This window comes from Streptomyces sp. NBC_01176 (assembly GCF_045039825.1).
Lineage (GTDB): Bacteria > Actinomycetota > Actinomycetes > Streptomycetales > Streptomycetaceae > Streptomyces.
This window is the reverse complement of record NZ_CP108600.1, coordinates 4728421-4744726: the sequence shown is the minus strand read 5'-3', so window position 1 is coordinate 4744726 and position 16306 is coordinate 4728421. Positions and strand designations below refer to the sequence as shown.

Sequence of the window (16306 nt, the reverse complement as noted above, 5' to 3'; positions counted from 1 at the left end):
CGGGTGCACCCGTAGTACCTGAGACGGATCCGGCAGGACCCTTCTCACAGGTGACGACGGCGACCCGGCGGGCGGCCTACCGTTTCGAACGTGACCGAGACGACCCAGACGCAGATGACGCCGCCGGGCGGGGCCAAGCCACGCAGCCCGGAGTTCCGGCTCACCGCGGACGCCCTGCGCGGACTGCGGCAGGAGCTGTTCCACGATGCCTTCGCCTACCGCCCGCTCCCGCGCATGCGGGTGGACGGCCCGATCACCCGACGTCTCCCCGGGGGCGTCAGGGAGTACGCGGCCTGGACCCCGCACGCCGTCACCGCGCTGTGCGGACTGTTCGCCATGTCCGTCGCGAGCACCACGAACAACGGCTCCGGCACCCTGAGCCTGGTGCCCGGCTTCCTCGCCCTGCTCCCGGTCCTGCTGACGCTCGTCCGGCCGGTCGGTGCCTTCTGGTTCTCCCTGGCGGCCACCCCGTTCGCGGCCGTGTTCGTCGACAGCTGGGGCGACTGGCCCTGGCCGCCGGGCGCCTTCGCCGCCCACCTGGTGGTGCTGACGGTCGTGGCGCTGCGGACGCGGCCGCGCACCGCGGCCTGGATGTGGGTGCTGACCGCGCTGTACGGGATGGCGGCCGAGACCGTCTTCGGCGCCGGGCACTACGCGACCAACTCGGTGACCCTGCTGTTCCTCTCCGCGCTGTCCCTGCTGGTCGTCACCGTCCTGCACATCCGGCGCGCGGCGGAGCGGGAGGTGACCGCCCAGCTGTCCGTGACGGAGCACGAGCGCTCCAAGCGCACCCTGCTCGAGGAGCGCACGACGATCGCCCGCGAACTGCACGATGTGGTGGCCCACCACATGTCGGTGGTCGCCATTCAGGCGGAGGCCGCGCCCTACCGGGTGGAGAACCCGCCGCCGGAGCTGGAGCAGGCCTTCGTCACGATCCGGGAGAACGCGGTGGCGGCGCTCACCGAGCTGCGCCGCGTCCTCGGTGTCGTACGGGCCGAGGACTACGAGGCGCCGGACGCCCCGCAGCCCACCCTCGCCGACCTCGAAGCGCTGCTCGCCAATGTGCGGGACGCGGGCCTGAGCGTGGAGAAGGTGGTCACGGGCGCGGTGCGCGAACTCCCGCAGGGCGTCGAGCTGTCGGCGTACCGCATCGTCCAGGAGGCGCTGAGCAACGCGCTGCGGCACGCGCCCGGTGCCACGGCCCGCGTCGAGATCGGCTACGTCCTCGGCGGCATCGGCCTGCGGATAGTCAACGGCCCCGCGCCGGCCACCCAGCTGGTCCAGCTGGTGAAGTCCACGCACGGCGCGGGCCACGGCATCACCGGCATGCGGGAGCGGGTCACGATGCTGGACGGCGAGATGACGACGGGCGAGACGGCCGACGGCGGATACGAGGTGACGGTGTTCCTGCCGGTGCCCGGGGCGGAGGAGTCCGGATGACGGGCGGGACAGTGGACGGGACGACCGGCGGGGCGGTCCCCGGGGCAGGGGGTGGCGCCATCCGTGTCCTGATCGCCGACGACCAGGTGATGGTCCGCGAGGGGTTCTCCGTGCTGCTCGGCGCGATGCCGGACATCGAGGTGGTCGGCGAGGCGGTCAACGGACGGGACGCGGTCGAGCGGGTCCGCGAACTCGGCCCGGACGTCGTGCTGATGGACATCCGTATGCCGGAGCTGAACGGCATCGAGGCGACCCGGGAGATCGTCGCCGCGGACAGCACCGCGAAGGTGCTGGTGCTCACCACCTTCGACCTCGACGAGTACGTGTACCAGGCCCTGCGCGCGGGAGCCTCCGGCTTCCTGCTCAAGGACGCCTCCGCGCGCCAGCTCGCCGACGGGGTGCGGGTGGTGGCGGCGGGCGAGGCACTGCTCGCGCCCTCGGTCACCAGGCGGCTGATCACCGAGTTCTCCAAGCTCGCGGACGCCCCGCGGCTGTCGGCCACGGCCCAGGCGGCCTACGGCGACCTGACCGAGCGCGAGACGGAGGTGCTGGTCCTGATCGCGCAGGGCCTGTCGAACGCGGAGATCGCCTCGCGGCTGTTCGTCGCGGAGTCCACGATCAAGACCCACGTGAGCCGCATCCTGGTGAAGCTGGGGCTGCGCGACCGCACCCAGGCGGCGGTCTTCGCCTACGAGGCACGGCTGATCACGCCCAGGTGACCCCGCCGGGTCCCGGCGCGCGGCGGCAGGGGCGGGCGGCACGGGGGCCGTCCGCCGGGACGCCCCTGTTCAGAGGGGGGTGCGCCGGGCTAGCGTCCGCTCATGGCAGCTTTGGAGACTCCCGGGACCTTCGACCCCTGGGACCCGGCGTTCGTGGCGGACCCGTACCCCGCCTACGCGGAACTGCGTGCGCGCGGCCGGGTCCACTACTACGAGCCGACCGACCAGTGGCTGGTCCCGCACCACGCGGACGTGTCGGCGTTGCTGCGGGACCGGCGGCTGGGCCGGACGTACCAGCACCGCTTCACGCACGAGGACTTCGGACGCACGGCGCCCCCGCCCGAGCACGAGCCGTTCCACGTGCTCAACGACCACGGGATGCTCGACCTGGAACCGCCGGACCACACCAGGATCCGCCGGCTGGTCTCCAAGGCCTTCACCCCGCGCACGGTCGAGCGGCTGGCACCGTATGTGCGGCGGCTGGCGGCTGAGCTGGTCGGCGATCTGGTCGAGGCCGGCGGCGGCGATCTGCTCACCGACGTCGCCGAGCCGCTCCCGGTCGCCGTGATCGCCGAGATGCTGGGCATCCCGGAGTCCGACCGGGCGCCGCTGCGACCGTGGTCGGCGGACATCTGCGGGATGTACGAGCTGAACCCCTCGCGGGAGACGGCGGCCAGGGCGGTGCGCGCGTCGGTCGAGTTCACGGAGTATCTGCGGGAGCTGATCGAGGCCCGCCGCAAGGAGCCGGGCGACGACCTGATCTCGGGGCTCATCGCCGCGCACGACGAAGGTGACCGGCTCACCGAGCAGGAGATGATCTCCACGTGCGTGCTGCTGCTGAACGCGGGGCACGAGGCCACGGTCAACGCCACGGTGAACGGCTGGTGGACGCTGTTCCGCCACCCCGACCGGCTGGCCGCGCTGCGTGCCGACCGCTCGCTGGTGCCGACGGCGGTGGAGGAGCTGATGCGCTACGACACCCCGTTGCAGATGTTCGAGCGGTGGGTGCTGGACGACATCGAGATCGACGGTACGACGATCCCGCGCGGCGCGGAGATCGCCCTGCTCTTCGGCTCCGCCAACCACGACCCGGCGGTCTTCACCCGCCCCGGGGAACTGGACCTCTCCCGCACCGACAACCCGCACATCTCCTTCAGCGCGGGCATCCACTACTGCATCGGGGCGCCGCTGGCCCGGATCGAACTGGCGGCGTCGCTGGGCGCGTTGCTCGAACTGGCCCCGACGCTGCGCCTGGCGGCGGAGCCGGAGCGCAAGCCGAACTTCGTGATCCGGGGACTCGAGGGACTCAGCGTGGCCCTCTGATCCGCCGGCCGAGCGCCCACAGCCCCAGGGCCGCGGCCGTTCCGCCGAGGACCAGCAGGGGCAGCTCCGCGTAGAGGACGCTCCAGTCCGGACCCCGCTCGAACCGCCGGAACCGGCCGCGGGACTCGACGGCCCAGAGCGCGAGGCCCGCGCCCGCGCCCGCGGCGGCGGTCAGGCTGCCCCCGGCGGCCTCCATGCGTTCTCCCATGACCGGCATGGAGCGGCGGGGCGGTCCGGGGTTCCCGGCACCGCCTCACCGCCCTCCGCGCGCGTGTCGCCCCGGGAACCGCGGGTGACCGCGGGTGTCCGTCGTCAGGCGCTCAGGTCCCGTCGACGCAGCGCCGTCAGTCCGGCGGCGGTCAGGCCCACCGCGATGACGGTCAGGACCAGCACCGGTGTCCAGGTCATCTCCCCACCCGGCAGCTTGGGGAGGTGACCGTAGGGGGAGAGGTCCATGAGCCCCTGGGGGACGTCCAGGGCGGGCCCGATCCAGCCCAGCAGGAGGACGAGGCCCGCCGCGCCCCAGGCGCCGGGCGCCGACCGGGGGAAGACCCCGTACAGGAGGACGGCCAGCCCGCCCAGCGTCCAGACCGCCGGGATCTGGAGGAGGCAGGCACCGAGGACGGGCCCCGGCTCGTGGCCGTAGCCCAGCCCGAGACCGGCGCCGCCCAGCAGCATGATCAGGGCCGCTCCGCCGAAGGCGATGACCAGGTGCCCGCCCGCCCAGCGCAGCCGCCCCACCGCGTTCGCCAGGATCGGTTCGGCCCGCTGGGAGGTCTCCTCGCCGTGCAGCCGCAGCACGGAGGAGACGATGTACAGCGCGGCCACCATCCCGAGCATGCCGGTCATCGTGGCGAGGAACGCGTCGGTGATCCCGGACTGCCCGCCCATCCGCTCGATGATCTCGCGGGTCCTGGCGTTGTCGCCGACCAGGTCGGACGCGCCCTTGGTGATCCCGCCGAACGCGGCCCCGGCGGCGAGGAATCCGAGGCTCCAGCCGAGCACGCTGCCGCGTTGCAGCCGCCAGGCCAGTGCCCAGGCCGTGCCGAGCCGCCCCGAGGCCGGACCCGGCCGCGTCGGCAGGAAGCTCATGCCGACATCGCGCCGCCCGGCGAGTGCGTAGGCGAGGGCGCCCTGGAGGGCGACGGCAGCGGCGAACAGGAGCAGCACCCACCACCGCTCGTCCGCGAACGGCCGCTCGTTCTCCAGCCAGCCCAGCGGCGACACCCAGGTGAGCGGGGACGAGCCGTCGGTCGCCGCGGAGTCACCGGCCGCCCGCAGGACGAATGCCGCGCCCAGCACGCCACCCGTCAGTCCCTTCGCCAGCCGCGCGCTCTGCGTGAACTGGGCGACGATCGCCGCCGCCGTGGCGAAGACCATGCCGACGCCTCCGACGCCGAGGCCCAGTGCCAGGGCACCCGGGGCGCCCTGGCCGGCCAGTCCGCCCGCGATGAGCACGGCGAGCGCGCCGTTCGCGACCAGGGCGGCCAGCAGCGCCGCCGTCAGCGGGGCACGCCGTCCCACCATCGCCGACGAGAGGAGTTCCTGGCGTCCGCTCTCCTCCTCGTCACGGGTGTGCCGGACGACGACGAGCAGGCTCATGATCCCGGCGAACAGACCGGCGTAGCCGCCCACGCGCCAGGCGGTGAGGCCGCCGAGGGAGTCGCTGAACACCGGCCCGTACGTGGCGCGCAGTGAGCTGTTGGTGAGCATCTGCCGTGCCAGGTCGGCGCGTTCGGCCGCGGTGCCGTACACCGACTTCAGCGTGTCCGGCAGGGAGAGGACCATCAGTGCGATCACACCGGTCCAGAGCGGCGTCATCACGCGGTCGCGGCGCAGCGCGAACCTCAGGAGCGTTCCGGTTCCGGCCAGTTGGCGGGTGCCACCGGCCCGCACGGTGAAGGCCGCGGCGGGCGCGGCTTTCTCGGCGGCATTGTCGGGGTCGTCGGTGTTCTCGACGTCCGTGGTGTTCGTGGCGGTCATCGCGCCATCGCCTCCGCGGGCGCGTCCTCCTGGTAGTGCCGCAGGAACAGTGCCTCCAGGGTCGGCGGGGTGGCGGCCAGGGACCGTACGCCGGAGTCGGTGAGCGAGCGCAGTACGGCGTTGAGCTTGTCCGTGTCGACCTGGAGCCGTACCCGGTTCCCCTGTACGTCGATGTCGTGCACCCCGGGCAGGGACGCCAGGGCGCCCGGCGGGCCCGCGAGTTCGGCGGTGACGCTGGTGCGGGTGAGGTGGCGCAGTTCGGCGAGTGTGCCGCTCTCGACGGTGCGGCCCTTGCGGATGATGCTGACCCGGTCGCAGAGCTCCTCCACCTCGCTGAGGATGTGACTCGACAGCAGGACCGTGCGGCCCCGGTCGCGCTCCTCCTCGACGCACCGCTGGAAGACCTCCTCCATCAGCGGATCGAGGCCGGAGGTGGGCTCGTCGAGGATCAGCAGGTCGACGTCCGAGGCGAAGGCGGCGACGAGGGCGACCTTCTGGCGGTTGCCCTTCGAGTAGGTGCGGCCCTTCTTGGTGGGATCGAGCTCGAACCGTTCGATCAGTTCCCCGCGCCGTCCCGGGTCGAGGCCGCCGCGCAGCCGTCCGTACAGGTCGATGACCTCGCCGCCGGACAGGTTCCGCCACAGCGTCACGTCACCGGGGACGTACGCGATCCGGCGGTGCAGTTCCACCGCGTCCTTCCACGGGTCCCCGTCCAGCAGCCGTACCGTGCCCGCGTCGGCCCGCAGCAGGCCGAGCAGGACCCGGATGGTGGTGGACTTCCCGGAGCCGTTCGGGCCGAGGAAGCCGTGCACCTCGCCGGCCTCGACGTGCAGGTCGAGGCCGTCCAGCGCGTGCGTCCTGCCGAACGACTTGTGCAGTGCGGATACCTCCAGGGCGAGGTGTGCCTTCGTCATGGTTCAGAACGTACGCTTCTTTCAGAAATTTGTGAAGTTAAGGAAACGTATGAACTCCGGATACACTCGACGGTGACGCACGAGCGGGGAGATGATCGACAGATGGCGCAACCGAGTGCGGCGGAGCGGGATCCGGAGGCGGTCTCGCAGTTCGTCGAGGGCTTCGCGGCGCAGCTCGTCGAGGCGGGGATGCAGCGGATGCCCGCCCGGGTCTTCGCGGCGCTGCTCGCCTCCGACTCCGGTGCCATGACCTCCGCCGAACTCGGCGAGCGGCTCCAGGTCAGTCCGGCCGCCGTCTCCGGGGCGGTGCGCTATCTCGCGCAGCAGCACATGGTCTCGCGCGAGCGGGACCCCGGCTCCCGGCGCGAGCGCTACCGCGTGCACAGCGACCAGTGGTACGAGGCACTGACCAGCCGCGACGCCGTGCTCAAGCGCTGGGGACTGGCCCTGCGCGCGGGCGTCGACAGCCTCGGTGCCGCGACCCCCGCCGGACGCCGGCTCTCCGAGACCCTCGCGTTCTTCGAGTTCATCGACGGCGAGATCGCCCTGATGATGGAACGCTGGCGCGCCCACCGGGAGAAGCTGTTCGGTGACGGGACCGGCGACGGCGACCGCTGACGAAGCGCGGCCGGGCTTCAACCCGGGAGGGTCAGCCCCCATCCGCCCTCGCGCACCGTCCACGTCCGCGTCCGCACCGGCCCCGAGACCACCGAATCCGCCCGGTACCTGAAGTCGGCCCCGGACACGGTGACCCGCAGCCCCACCATCCGCAGCGGCGAAGCCTCCGCCCCCACGGAAACCGGCCGCACCTCCACCTCGGCGCCCCCGGAAACCCCCGGTGTCACGGACACCGTCTCCACCGGCTGATCGAGATCGACCAGCGTCACCCCGTCCACCTCGACCCGCAGCCGCGAAGGTCCCGGCCCGGCGGGCAGGGACACCACCCGGCCCCAGGCCCTCGCCCGCGTCCGCCCCGACGCCACCCCCGCGGGCCGCGCGGCGAGCGTACGGACCAACGACTGGCAGGTACGCAGCCACGGATGCGTCACGGAACCGCCGACCCCCACCTCCTCGGCCCCGTCGGGGACCGGGACCGACGCTCCCAGCGGCGGTATTCGCAGAGCGCCCAGCACGACTCCGTCGCTGTCGTCGACCAGGAGGTCCAGCCGCCGCTCGACCCCCTCGAGCACCGCCCGCGCCGCGGCCACCGCACCCGTGGGCACTCCCAGGGCCCGTGCCAGGGAGAGCGATCCCCCGACGGGCACCAGCGACAACCCGCACACGGCCAGATCCCGTTGTCGGTGCAAAAGGGACACGGCCCGCAGCAGTGACCGGTCGTCGCCCACGACGACCGGCCTCCGGGCGCCTCTGCGGGCCAGCGCCCGGGCAAATTCCTCGGGCCCCTCCGGGAGGCACACCTTCGTGACCGCACCCGCGCTGAGCACGTCTTTTGCGATCCGTACCGACTCACCGTCATGGCGACGGGCGACCGGGTCGATGACCACCAGAAGCTGGTCGGAAGCCGCCACCTCGGTCATGCCTCGCTTCCTCGGGTAGCATCTTTGTGCAAGAGCCCCTTGCGCTATTGCGCCAGGGGCTTCGTCTATTCCGGGGCATCCGGTCCGACGGTCGCGGCCAAAGGAGGTCGCCGGCGTACGCAGCCGTGCAAAGAATCAGCCGCGTACGTCCCCGACCTTGGACATGCCCCGCCCGGAAGGGGTGTACGCCTGTGCCCGCACTTGTGCTGCTCGGTGCTCAGTGGGGTGACGAAGGCAAGGGAAAGGCCACCGACCTGCTCGGTGGATCCGTGGACTATGTGGTGCGCTACCAGGGCGGTAACAACGCCGGCCATACGGTAGTCGTGGGCGATCAGAAGTACGCCCTCCACCTCCTCCCTTCCGGAATCCTCACACCGGAGTGCACTCCGGTGATCGGAAACGGAGTCGTCGTCGACCCGTCGGTCCTGTTCTCCGAGCTGAACGGACTGAACGAGCGCGGCGTCGACACCTCCAAGCTTCTGATCAGCGGAAACGCTCACATCATCACGCCGTACAACGTCACCGTCGACAAGGTGACGGAACGCTTCCTCGGGAAGCGGAAGATCGGTACGACGGGACGGGGCATCGGGCCCACCTACGCGGACAAGATCAACCGCGTCGGCATCCGTGTCCAGGACCTCTACGACGAGTCGATCCTGACGCAGAAGGTCGAGGCGGCCCTCGACGGCAAGAACCAGCTCCTCACCAAGGTCTTCAACCGCCGCGCCATCGAGGCGGGCCAGGTCGTCGAGGAGCTGCTGACGTACGCGGAGCGGCTGCGCCCGTACGTGGCCGACACGGTCCTGGTGCTCAACAAGGCGCTCGACGAGAACAAGGTGGTCCTCTTCGAGGGCGGCCAGGGCACCCTGCTGGACATCGACCACGGCACGTACCCCTTCGTCACGTCCAGCAACCCGACCGCCGGCGGCGCCTGCACCGGCGCGGGGGTCGGGCCGACGAAGATCAGCCGGGTCATCGGCATCCTGAAGGCGTACACCACCCGCGTCGGCTCGGGCCCGTTCCCGACCGAGCTCTTCGACGAGGACGGCGACGCGCTGCGCCGCATCGGCGGCGAGCGGGGCGTCACGACCGGCCGTGACCGCCGCTGCGGCTGGTTCGACGCGGTCATCGCGCGCTACGCGACCCGGGTCAACGGCCTGACGGACTTCTTCCTCACCAAGCTGGACGTCCTGACCGGCTGGGACGAGATCCCGGTCTGCGTGGCGTACGAGATCGACGGCAAGCGTGTCGAGGAACTCCCGTACTCCCAGACCGACTTCCACCACGCGAAGCCGATCTACGAGACCCTGCCGGGCTGGTCCGAGGACATCACCAAGGCGAAGTCCTTCTCCGACCTGCCGAAGAACGCCCAGGCGTACGTCAGGGCGCTCGAGGACATGTCCGGTGCGCCGATCTCCGCGATCGGGGTCGGCCCCGGCCGCGACGAGACGATCGAGATCAACTCGTTCATCTAGTACGGCTGCCGAGCGCGCCCCCGTGAGGCTCCGGCCGACCGGGGGCGCGCTGTTGCCCAGGGCCGTCAGAGGGACTCGGCGAACCGGCGCCAGGCGGCGGGGGTGACGGAGAGGGCGGGGCCGGCGCGGTTCTTGGAGTCGCGGATGTGGATGGCGTGGGGGCAGGGGGCGACTTCGACGCACTGACCGCCGCTGCTGTCGCTGTACGACGACTTGCGCCAGGTGTAGGCGACTTCGAGGCATTCACCGCCGCTGTCGTTGCTGTAGCTCGACTTGAACCACTGCAAGGTGCTTGTCATCGCTGCTCCTCTCCTGCCAACCGCTCGATGAGGCTCAGCGAGTCGTCCGGGCTCAGAGCCTGTGTGCGGATCTTCGCATAGCGGTGCGCGAGTCGGGAGGCCTTCTTCGGGTCGCTGATCAGGAGGCTCTCGTCCTCAATCTCCAGGTAGACCACGTGATGATGCTCCTTGGTCTCCACCAGGACCATGTTGCCGTTGGTGCCTGCATGACTGCCGTGTAAGCCCCGCTCAAGCGGGGTCACTTGGATGCTGACATTGTCGCGCTCCGCGTCCTCCGCGAGCGACCGCAATTGTTCACGCTGGACTTCCCAGCTCGCGAAGGGCCGCCTGAGCAGAGCCTCGTCGAGGATCAGCTCGACCATGGCGGTCGGGTCGCGCTCGAAGAGCGCCTTGCGCGCCATCCTGGCCTCGACCAGTTCGGCCACCTTGTCGTCGGGGAGCTTGGGGAAGCCACCGCCGATCAACGCCCGCGCGTACTCCTCCGTCTGGAACAACCCGTCGACCACGTACGTCTGGTACGACGACAACGTCACCGCCTGCGCCTCCATCAGCGCGAAGTTCTTGAACTGCGGCGGGTACTTGTCCAGGAGCACGTACTTGCGGGCGGTCTCGAACAGCCCGAACCCACCCCCGATCACCTCCTCCAGCTTGACGAGCATCTTGTCGCTCGCCGGTTGCGCGCACGTCTCCATCGCGCTGATCGCGGACGCCGTGTACCCGATCTGCCTGCCCAACTCCTCCTGCGTGAACTGATGTTGTTCACGGAAGGCCTTCGACATGGCGGCGACCATGTGCGCCGTCCCGCCCGCTTCCACCTTGTTCTCCGCCCGCGCCATCACGGTCACCCCCGAACTAAACCGAACTCAACCGGTCACCAGCAGCCCGCATCGATCCGCACCATTGCCGATGGTCGACGCAGAGTCATGGAAACGCTAGCCCCGCCTGCGGAAACTGTCCTCATGGATACGCAAAGTGACGAAGTAAACCCGGCGCTACCCCCAGTCGCCCCGGAGATCCCGAACTGGATTCCCCCGTCCGGCATCCAACTCCGCAAGGCCGGCGTCCAGTTCGACGCCGTCCGGGTGGACGGCGACCCCGGCCGCACCGTCGCCGACCGCCTCGCGCGGGCGACCGGGGGCGACCCGGGCCCGGTCGTCGAGGAGGCCCGCGGACGCCGTGCCGTCTACTTCCTCGTCCCCGCCGGCAGCACCGCCCACCGCTCGTGGCCGCCCGGCGTCACCCGCCTCACCGCGGGCCCGCACCACGTCGCGTACATCCCGGTGCCCGCTCTGGACGGCCTGACCTGGCCCCTGGCCTGGCGCTACCGCCCCACCGCACGCGACCACCTCGTCCACACCCTGCTGCTGCGCGCGGTCGCGGAGGGCTGCTGAGCGGCCGGTGCCGCGGGCAGGTCCGGGAGCGCGCCGAGATGCGGACCGCTCCCGGGATGCTCATCCTTGACCTGGACATGGCTTGCTCCTGGTTCCGGACGGGGCGGGACCCGACCACGATCTACGCGTGTAGTCCCCGCACGGCCCGTTCCTCTGCCCACGTCACCCCGTCTCCAGGAGCCCCGTATGCCCGTCAACCCGCTGAACCGCCGGGAGTTCGTGAAGAAGTCCGCCGTCACCGGTGCGGCCGTGGCCGTCGCGGGGACGGTCGCGGCGACTCCGGCCCAGGCCGCGGGACGCAAGCCCGAGAAGAAACCCCGTACCTGGTCGTTCTCCATCCTGGGCACCACCGACCTGCACAGCCACGTCTTCGACTGGGACTACTACACCGACGCGGCGTACACGGACAAGGCCGGCAACTCCGTGGGCGTCGCCCGGGTCGCCACCCTGGTCAAGCAGCAGCGGGCCGCGAAGGGCGCGGACCGGGTGCTGCTCGTGGACGCGGGCGACATCATCCAGGGGACCTCGCTCGCGTACTACTACGCCCGCGTCGACCCCATCACCGGCACCGGCGGCAAGCGCGGCCCGGTGCACCCGATGGCGATCGCCATGAACGCCATGAAGTACGACGCCGCCGCGCTCGGCAACCACGAGTTCAACTACGGCATCGAGACCCTGCGCCGGTTCGAGAAGCAGTGCCACTTCCCGCTGCTCGGCGCCAACGCGCTGGACGCCAAGACGCTCCGGCCCGCCTTCCAGCCGTACACCGTCAAGCGGATCCGGGTCCCCGGCGCCCCGGACATCAAGGTCGGCATCCTGGGGCTGACCAACCCCGGGATCGCCCTGTGGGACAAGGACAACGTCGCCGGGAAGATGGCGTTCACGGGCCTCGTGGAGCAGGCGAAGAAGTACGTGCCGCGGATGCGCGCCCTCGGCTGCGACGTCGTGTTCCTCACCGACCACTCCGGCCTCGACGGGTCCTCCTCGTACGGCGACGAGCTCCCGTACGTCGAGAACGCCTCGAACCTGGTCGCCGAGCAGGTGCCCGGCATCGACGCCATCCTCGTCGGCCACACCCACACCGAGGTCTCCTCCTACACGGTCACCAACACCGAGACCGGCAAGGACGTCGTCCTGTCGGAGCCGTACTGCTACGGCATGCGGCTGACCGTCTTCGACTTCGAGCTCGAACTCGCCCACGGCCAGTGGAAGGTGACGAGCACCAAGGCGCAGACCCTCAACAGCAACGCCGTCGCCGAGGACGCGGAGATCACCAGGCTCCTGGAGGCGGACCACGAACTGGTCGTGAAGTACGTCAACACGCCCGTCGGCACGTGCACCGCCGACCTCTCCGCGGCGGAGGCGTGCTGGAAGGACGTGCCCGTCATGGACTTCATCCACCAGGTCCAGATGGCGGCCGTCGCCACCGGCCTGTCGACGGCCGACGCGGCCCTCCCGCTCATCTCCGTCGCCGCGCCCTTCAGCCGTACGGCGGACATCCCCCAGGGCGACGTCACCATCCGGGACGTGGCCGGGCTCTACATCTACGACAACACCCTCTACGGCAAGAAGCTCACGGGCGCCCAGCTGAAGGACTACCTGGAGTACGCGGCGAAGTACTACTACCGGGTCCCGTCCGGCACGAAGGTGGACACCGCGACCCTCACCAACGCCAACAGCTTCTGGGACTACATGTACGACACCGCAGCGGGCGTCGACTACGACATCGACATCGCGCAGGCCGAGGGTTCCCGGATCAAGAACCTCAGCTACAAGGGCGCGGCGGTGACCGACGACCAGGTCTTCGTGGTCGCCGTCAACAACTACCGCGCCAACGGCGGCAGCGGCTACCCGCACATCGCGGCCGCCGACATCGCCTACAGCTCCACCAACGAGATCCGCCAGCTGATGATCGACTACGTCACCTCCAAGGGCACGCTCGACCCGGCCGACTTCGCCGACGGCAACTGGAAGCTGACGCAGGACGGCACGCCGGTGTTCTGAGGCACCCGCGTCCCGCGTCCCGCCGGTGCCTTACGCGGCCGGCCCGCGCGCCGCGGTCGGCGTCCTCCTGCCGGGGGCGTCGGCCGCGGTGGCGCCGTTCAGACGAGGTGGGCGAAGACCACCAGGTTCTCGGTGTAGTCCTTCGCGGTGTGGTCGTAGTCACCGGCGCAGGTGATCAGCCGGACCTGGGCCTGCGGGGTGTCGGCGTACACGCGGTCGTTGGGGAAGTGGTCCTTCTCGAAGGTCTCGGCGTCGTCGACGACGAAGGACGCGGTGAGGCCGTCGGCCTTCTCCACCCTGAAGGTGTCCCCCTTCTTGAGCGAGCTGAGTCTCGCGAACACGGCCGGCGAGGTCTTCGTGTCCACGTGCCCGGCGACGATCGACGTTCCCGCCTCCCCCGGGGTCACTCCGTCGGCGTACCAGCCGACCATGTTCACGTTGTCCGCGGGCGGAGGGTTGAGGTGGCCCTTCGCGTCGACGGACAGGGCCGTGAAGGGCGCGTCCACCCCGATCTTCGGGATGACCAGCCGGGTCGGCGCGGACGACGGCAGGTGCTTGCCCGGAACCGGGCTCGTCCACGGCATGAGCACGGCCGCGTCGTGAGGTGTCCGGGAGTCGTCCGTCGGCTTGGGGTGGCCGCCGAACACGCCCAGCACCAGAAGCAGGATCCCGGCGCACCAGACGCCGAACGGCACGCCGGGACGAGAGCCCTGCTGTTGCGGCACGGACTCGGTCACGCCAGGGGAGGACAGCCGGGCTGTCATCGGGAACCACCTCACTAGGGCACTGCAGCGGAGCGGGTACAGCACGCGGGCGATCCGGCCGGGCCGTCACGACGGGGATGACCCGCGGCGGCCTCGGCCGATGGGACGCCGGACGCCGGTCAGGACATGCCGCCCGCCGCACTCCTGCGACGCAGCACGTACACGCCCGCCGCGGCGAGCGTCAGGACCGCGAGGCCGCCGGCCGTGACGCTCTTTCCGGCGAGCGCTCCGCCGCCGGCGTGGATGCCGCCGTTCGGCTTGTCGCTGCCCGAGTTGTTGCCGCCGTTGTCGTACCCGGTGCCTCCGTTGTCGCGACCGTTGCCGTCGCCGTTGCCGTTGCCTCCGTTGTCGCGGCCGGAACCGTTGCCGTTGCCGGTGCCTCCGTTGTCGCGGCCGTTGCCGTTCCCGTTGCCGTTGCCTCCGTTGTCGCGGCCGGAACCGTTGCCGTTGCCGTTGCCTCCGTTGTCGCGGCCGTTGCCGTTCCCGTTGCCTCCGTTGTCGTTCTTGTAGGTCTCCGGGTTGAACTTCGCGTCGTCCTTGTTCCAGTCGTCGCTCTTCAGCATGCTGAGCGCGCCGCCGCCGGTGTGCATGCCGCCCCGGGGCTTGTCGTGGTCGGAGCCCTCGTCGTCACGGCCGGAGTCGCCACCACGGCCGGAGTCGCCACCACGGCCGGAGTCGCCACCGCGATCGGAGTCGCCACCACGGTCGGAGTCCCCGCCGCGGTCGGAGTCGCCGCCCCAGTCCGAGTCGCCCTCCTCGCCCTGGTCGTCGCCCTTCACCTTGGTGTGCTGGCCGCCCTTCACCGTGGCGAGCGGGCCGATCTTCACCTTGGTGAGCGCGCCGCCGCCGGTGTGCATGCCGCCGTTGGGCCTGCCGTGGCTGCTGCCGTCGTCCTGTTCGTTGCTGTAGGAGGAGTCGTCGTGGCCACCGTCGCCCGCCGTGGCGGCAAAGGCGCCGGGAGCGGCAATCGCGAGGGCGGCCGTGGCCGTCGCGGTAGCGAGAAGCATGCGGGCAGAACGCATTGTCGAGTCCTTCCGTCGCAGCCGAGCCGCTGACACTTTGTCAGCACGTGGGGAACCCGACCCCGACGTGATCCACCGTCAGCCCCTACCGGCCCGCTCACCACTCGAGCCGCGCAACCGGAGCGGGTCCCGGCGCCGCCCGGGGGGCGCCCCGACACCACCAGGGACCCGGCCGGACCACTCTGACCTGCTACTTCATCGTGGGCCATCCGCCAGGCCCCACGCCGGTCCGCGCCCAGACACAACCCGATCGGTCGCAACACGACTGCGCGCGGCCGGTGAACCGTCAGCCGGTCCCGCCGGGCCTCGGACCGCCTCGCCCGAGGGAACGGACGGCCGACAGGGCGCCCCGGCGGGACGAAGGGGGCCAGGGCGCGGTCGGGCCGGGGCGCGAGGTGATCGAAGGACGGGGGAGCGGCCGTACGAGCCGCGCGGGCGCGGAGGGGGCCGTGCGGGCCTCGCGGGCGCGGAGACGGCGACCGTACGGGCTCGCGGACGCGAAGGGGTGACCGTACGGCCGTGCGGGCGCGGAGGGGGGCCGTGCGGGCCTCGCGGGCGCGCACGGGCGGCCGAGGGTGTATGGGCCGGTGTCCCGCCGGCGCGGGGCCTCGCGGGCGCGGAGGGGCGGCCGGGGGTGCACGGTCGCCGGTGTCCGGCGTGCCGGGCCGAGGGGTACCGGGGAGGCCGCCAGGGGGGACGCGCGGAGCGGGCCCCACCCCGGCCGGCCGGGGTGCCTCAGCTGAAGATGATCATCGATCCCTGGGCGAGGCTCCGGGTCGCCGCCGCGTGCAGACCCAGCCAGACGTGCCGCTCACGGGCGAAGGGGCTCGCGTCGTAGGGGGCGGGAGCGGCGGGTTCCTCCAGCTCCGTGGGGGCCGTCGGCGCCTGCGGGGCGGCCGGCGGATTGGCCGGGTCGATGCCGATCGAGGGGGCCACGAATTCGAGCTCGCGCAGCAGCGTCTGGGAGGAGCCCAGCGGGCCGCCCCCGGCGAGGAGCTCGTCGTTGGCGAGCGGATGCGGGAAGTCGACCGGTACGTACGCGCCCGCGTGGTCGTAGTGCCAGACGAGGTGCGACTGCTGGGCGTTCGTCTGGAACATCTCCAGCAACTGCTCGTAGTCGCCGCCCAATTCGTCCACCGGAGTGACCGCGAGACCGCACATCTGCAGCAGGTACGCCCGGCGCAGGAAGTGCAGGGCGTCGTAGTCGAAGCCCGCGACCGGGGCGACGTCGCCGGACAGCCCCGGCATGTAGGCGTACACGGGGACCGGCGGGAGCCCGGCCTCGCCCAGCACCTTGTCGTACAGCGCCAGTTCCTCGGCGAACGGGTTGTCGGGGGTGTGGCACAGCACGTCGACGAGCGGGACAAGCCACAGGTCACAGGCCAACAGACGGCTCCTCTAGCTCCTGGGGAAGCACGGTGGTCAGGGAAGCGT

General features: G+C 71.2%; 16 protein-coding genes. 7 read left to right on the top strand and 9 right to left on the bottom strand.

Annotation, left to right across the window (positions count from 1 at the left end):
- The first annotated feature begins 90 nt into the window (after window positions 1-90).
- From OG199_RS20380 to OG199_RS20370, 3 genes are all read left to right on the top strand, one after another.
- On the top strand, window positions 91-1440 hold the full coding sequence (locus OG199_RS20380; protein WP_405830653.1) for a sensor histidine kinase: 1350 nt from the start codon (window positions 91-93) through the stop codon (window positions 1438-1440).
- Window positions 1437-2159, top strand: coding sequence for a response regulator transcription factor (locus OG199_RS20375; RefSeq protein ID WP_356797135.1), 723 nt, complete (start codon window positions 1437-1439; stop codon window positions 2157-2159). The genes OG199_RS20380 and OG199_RS20375 overlap by 4 nt, the downstream gene beginning before the upstream one ends.
- A gap of 102 nt (window positions 2160-2261) precedes the next feature.
- Entirely contained in the window at window positions 2262-3482 is a 1221-nt protein-coding gene (locus OG199_RS20370; RefSeq protein WP_405830651.1) for a cytochrome P450, read from the top strand.
- Here OG199_RS20370 and OG199_RS20365 read toward each other — a convergent pair.
- The 3 genes from OG199_RS20365 to OG199_RS20355 all read right to left on the bottom strand — a co-directional run bounded on the left by OG199_RS20365 (window position 3466) and on the right by OG199_RS20355 (window position 6379).
- On the bottom strand, window positions 3466-3690 hold the full coding sequence (locus OG199_RS20365) for a hypothetical protein (protein WP_405830649.1): 225 nt from the start codon (window positions 3688-3690) through the stop codon (window positions 3466-3468). The two genes, OG199_RS20370 and OG199_RS20365, sit on opposite strands and share 17 nt — an antisense overlap.
- A gap of 104 nt (window positions 3691-3794) precedes the next feature.
- Window positions 3795-5465: an ABC transporter permease gene (locus OG199_RS20360; RefSeq protein WP_405830647.1), complete on the bottom strand. Its 1671-nt coding sequence runs from the start codon at window positions 5463-5465 to the stop codon at window positions 3795-3797.
- Window positions 5462-6379 (bottom strand): ATP-binding cassette domain-containing protein, encoded by a 918-nt coding sequence (locus tag OG199_RS20355; RefSeq protein ID WP_405830645.1) that lies wholly within the window; start codon window positions 6377-6379, stop codon window positions 5462-5464. Before OG199_RS20355 ends, OG199_RS20360 begins: the two co-directional genes overlap by 4 nt.
- Before the next feature lie 102 nt (window positions 6380-6481).
- Between OG199_RS20355 and OG199_RS20350 the strand changes: the two genes are divergently transcribed.
- Window positions 6482-6997 carry a MarR family transcriptional regulator gene (locus tag OG199_RS20350; RefSeq protein WP_356797125.1) on the top strand — a complete coding sequence of 172 codons (516 nt, stop codon included), beginning with the start codon at window positions 6482-6484 and terminating at the stop codon, window positions 6995-6997.
- A gap of 17 nt (window positions 6998-7014) precedes the next feature.
- Here OG199_RS20350 and OG199_RS20345 read toward each other — a convergent pair whose 3' ends face one another.
- Window positions 7015-7917, bottom strand: coding sequence for a diacylglycerol kinase (locus tag OG199_RS20345; RefSeq protein ID WP_356797123.1), 903 nt, complete (start codon window positions 7915-7917; stop codon window positions 7015-7017).
- Window positions 7918-8108: 191 nt separating this feature from the next.
- Between OG199_RS20345 and OG199_RS20340 the strand changes: the two genes are divergently transcribed.
- Window positions 8109-9392: an adenylosuccinate synthase gene (locus OG199_RS20340; RefSeq protein ID WP_266700482.1), complete on the top strand. Its 1284-nt coding sequence runs from the start codon at window positions 8109-8111 to the stop codon at window positions 9390-9392.
- Between the two features lie 65 nt (window positions 9393-9457).
- Here OG199_RS20340 and OG199_RS20335 read toward each other — a convergent pair whose 3' ends face one another.
- Together OG199_RS20335 and OG199_RS20330 are read right to left on the bottom strand one after the other, a co-directional pair.
- Complete coding sequence (locus OG199_RS20335; protein WP_356797121.1) at window positions 9458-9691, bottom strand: DUF397 domain-containing protein; 234 nt, start codon at window positions 9689-9691, stop codon at window positions 9458-9460.
- Window positions 9688-10527, bottom strand: coding sequence for a helix-turn-helix transcriptional regulator (locus OG199_RS20330; RefSeq protein ID WP_356797206.1), 840 nt, complete (start codon window positions 10525-10527; stop codon window positions 9688-9690). The genes OG199_RS20335 and OG199_RS20330 overlap by 4 nt, the downstream gene beginning before the upstream one ends.
- A 123-nt stretch (window positions 10528-10650) precedes the next feature.
- On the opposite strand from OG199_RS20330, the gene OG199_RS20325 reads away from it, so the two are divergent.
- Complete coding sequence (locus tag OG199_RS20325) at window positions 10651-11082, top strand: hypothetical protein (protein ID WP_405830643.1); 432 nt, start codon at window positions 10651-10653, stop codon at window positions 11080-11082.
- A gap of 186 nt (window positions 11083-11268) precedes the next feature.
- Window positions 11269-13086 carry a 5'-nucleotidase C-terminal domain-containing protein gene (locus OG199_RS20320; protein ID WP_356797117.1) on the top strand — a complete coding sequence of 606 codons (1818 nt, stop codon included), beginning with the start codon at window positions 11269-11271 and terminating at the stop codon, window positions 13084-13086.
- A 98-nt stretch (window positions 13087-13184) separates the two neighbouring features.
- On the opposite strand, the gene OG199_RS20315 is transcribed toward OG199_RS20320, so the two are convergent.
- The 3 genes from OG199_RS20315 to OG199_RS20305 form a co-directional block, all read right to left on the bottom strand.
- A complete protein-coding gene (locus OG199_RS20315; RefSeq protein WP_356797115.1) occupies window positions 13185-13850 on the bottom strand; it encodes a class F sortase in 666 nt (221 codons plus the stop codon).
- Window positions 13851-13969: 119 nt separating this feature from the next.
- Window positions 13970-14872 carry a hypothetical protein gene (locus tag OG199_RS20310; protein WP_405830640.1) on the bottom strand — a complete coding sequence of 301 codons (903 nt, stop codon included), beginning with the start codon at window positions 14870-14872 and terminating at the stop codon, window positions 13970-13972.
- 735 nt (window positions 14873-15607) lie between these two features.
- The gene (locus OG199_RS20305) at window positions 15608-16258 is read right to left on the bottom strand and encodes a hypothetical protein (protein ID WP_266700488.1); all 651 of its coding nucleotides are present in this window, start codon (window positions 16256-16258) and stop codon (window positions 15608-15610) included.
- Window positions 16259-16306 lie beyond the last annotated feature (48 nt).

Bases quoted from the DNA above. Each gene is read 5' to 3' on its own strand.
- OG199_RS20375 (WP_356797135.1), top strand. From the start codon at position 1,437: ATGACGGGCGGGACAGTGGACGGGACGACCGGCGGGGCGGTCCCCGGG.
- OG199_RS20370 (WP_405830651.1), top strand. From the start codon at position 2,262: ATGGCAGCTTTGGAGACTCCCGGGACCTTCGACCCCTGGGACCCGGCG.
- OG199_RS20365 (WP_405830649.1), bottom strand. From the start codon at position 3,690: ATGGGAGAACGCATGGAGGCCGCCGGGGGCAGCCTGACCGCCGCCGCG.
- OG199_RS20360 (WP_405830647.1), bottom strand. From the start codon at position 5,465: ATGACCGCCACGAACACCACGGACGTCGAGAACACCGACGACCCCGAC.
- OG199_RS20355 (WP_405830645.1), bottom strand. From the start codon at position 6,379: ATGACGAAGGCACACCTCGCCCTGGAGGTATCCGCACTGCACAAGTCG.
- OG199_RS20350 (WP_356797125.1), top strand. From the start codon at position 6,482: ATGGCGCAACCGAGTGCGGCGGAGCGGGATCCGGAGGCGGTCTCGCAG.
- OG199_RS20345 (WP_356797123.1), bottom strand. From the start codon at position 7,917: ATGACCGAGGTGGCGGCTTCCGACCAGCTTCTGGTGGTCATCGACCCG.
- OG199_RS20335 (WP_356797121.1), bottom strand. From the start codon at position 9,691: ATGACAAGCACCTTGCAGTGGTTCAAGTCGAGCTACAGCAACGACAGC.
- OG199_RS20330 (WP_356797206.1), bottom strand. From the start codon at position 10,527: ATGGCGCGGGCGGAGAACAAGGTGGAAGCGGGCGGGACGGCGCACATG.
- OG199_RS20325 (WP_405830643.1), top strand. From the start codon at position 10,651: ATGGATACGCAAAGTGACGAAGTAAACCCGGCGCTACCCCCAGTCGCC.
- OG199_RS20320 (WP_356797117.1), top strand. From the start codon at position 11,269: ATGCCCGTCAACCCGCTGAACCGCCGGGAGTTCGTGAAGAAGTCCGCC.
- OG199_RS20315 (WP_356797115.1), bottom strand. From the start codon at position 13,850: ATGACAGCCCGGCTGTCCTCCCCTGGCGTGACCGAGTCCGTGCCGCAA.
- OG199_RS20310 (WP_405830640.1), bottom strand. From the start codon at position 14,872: ATGCGTTCTGCCCGCATGCTTCTCGCTACCGCGACGGCCACGGCCGCC.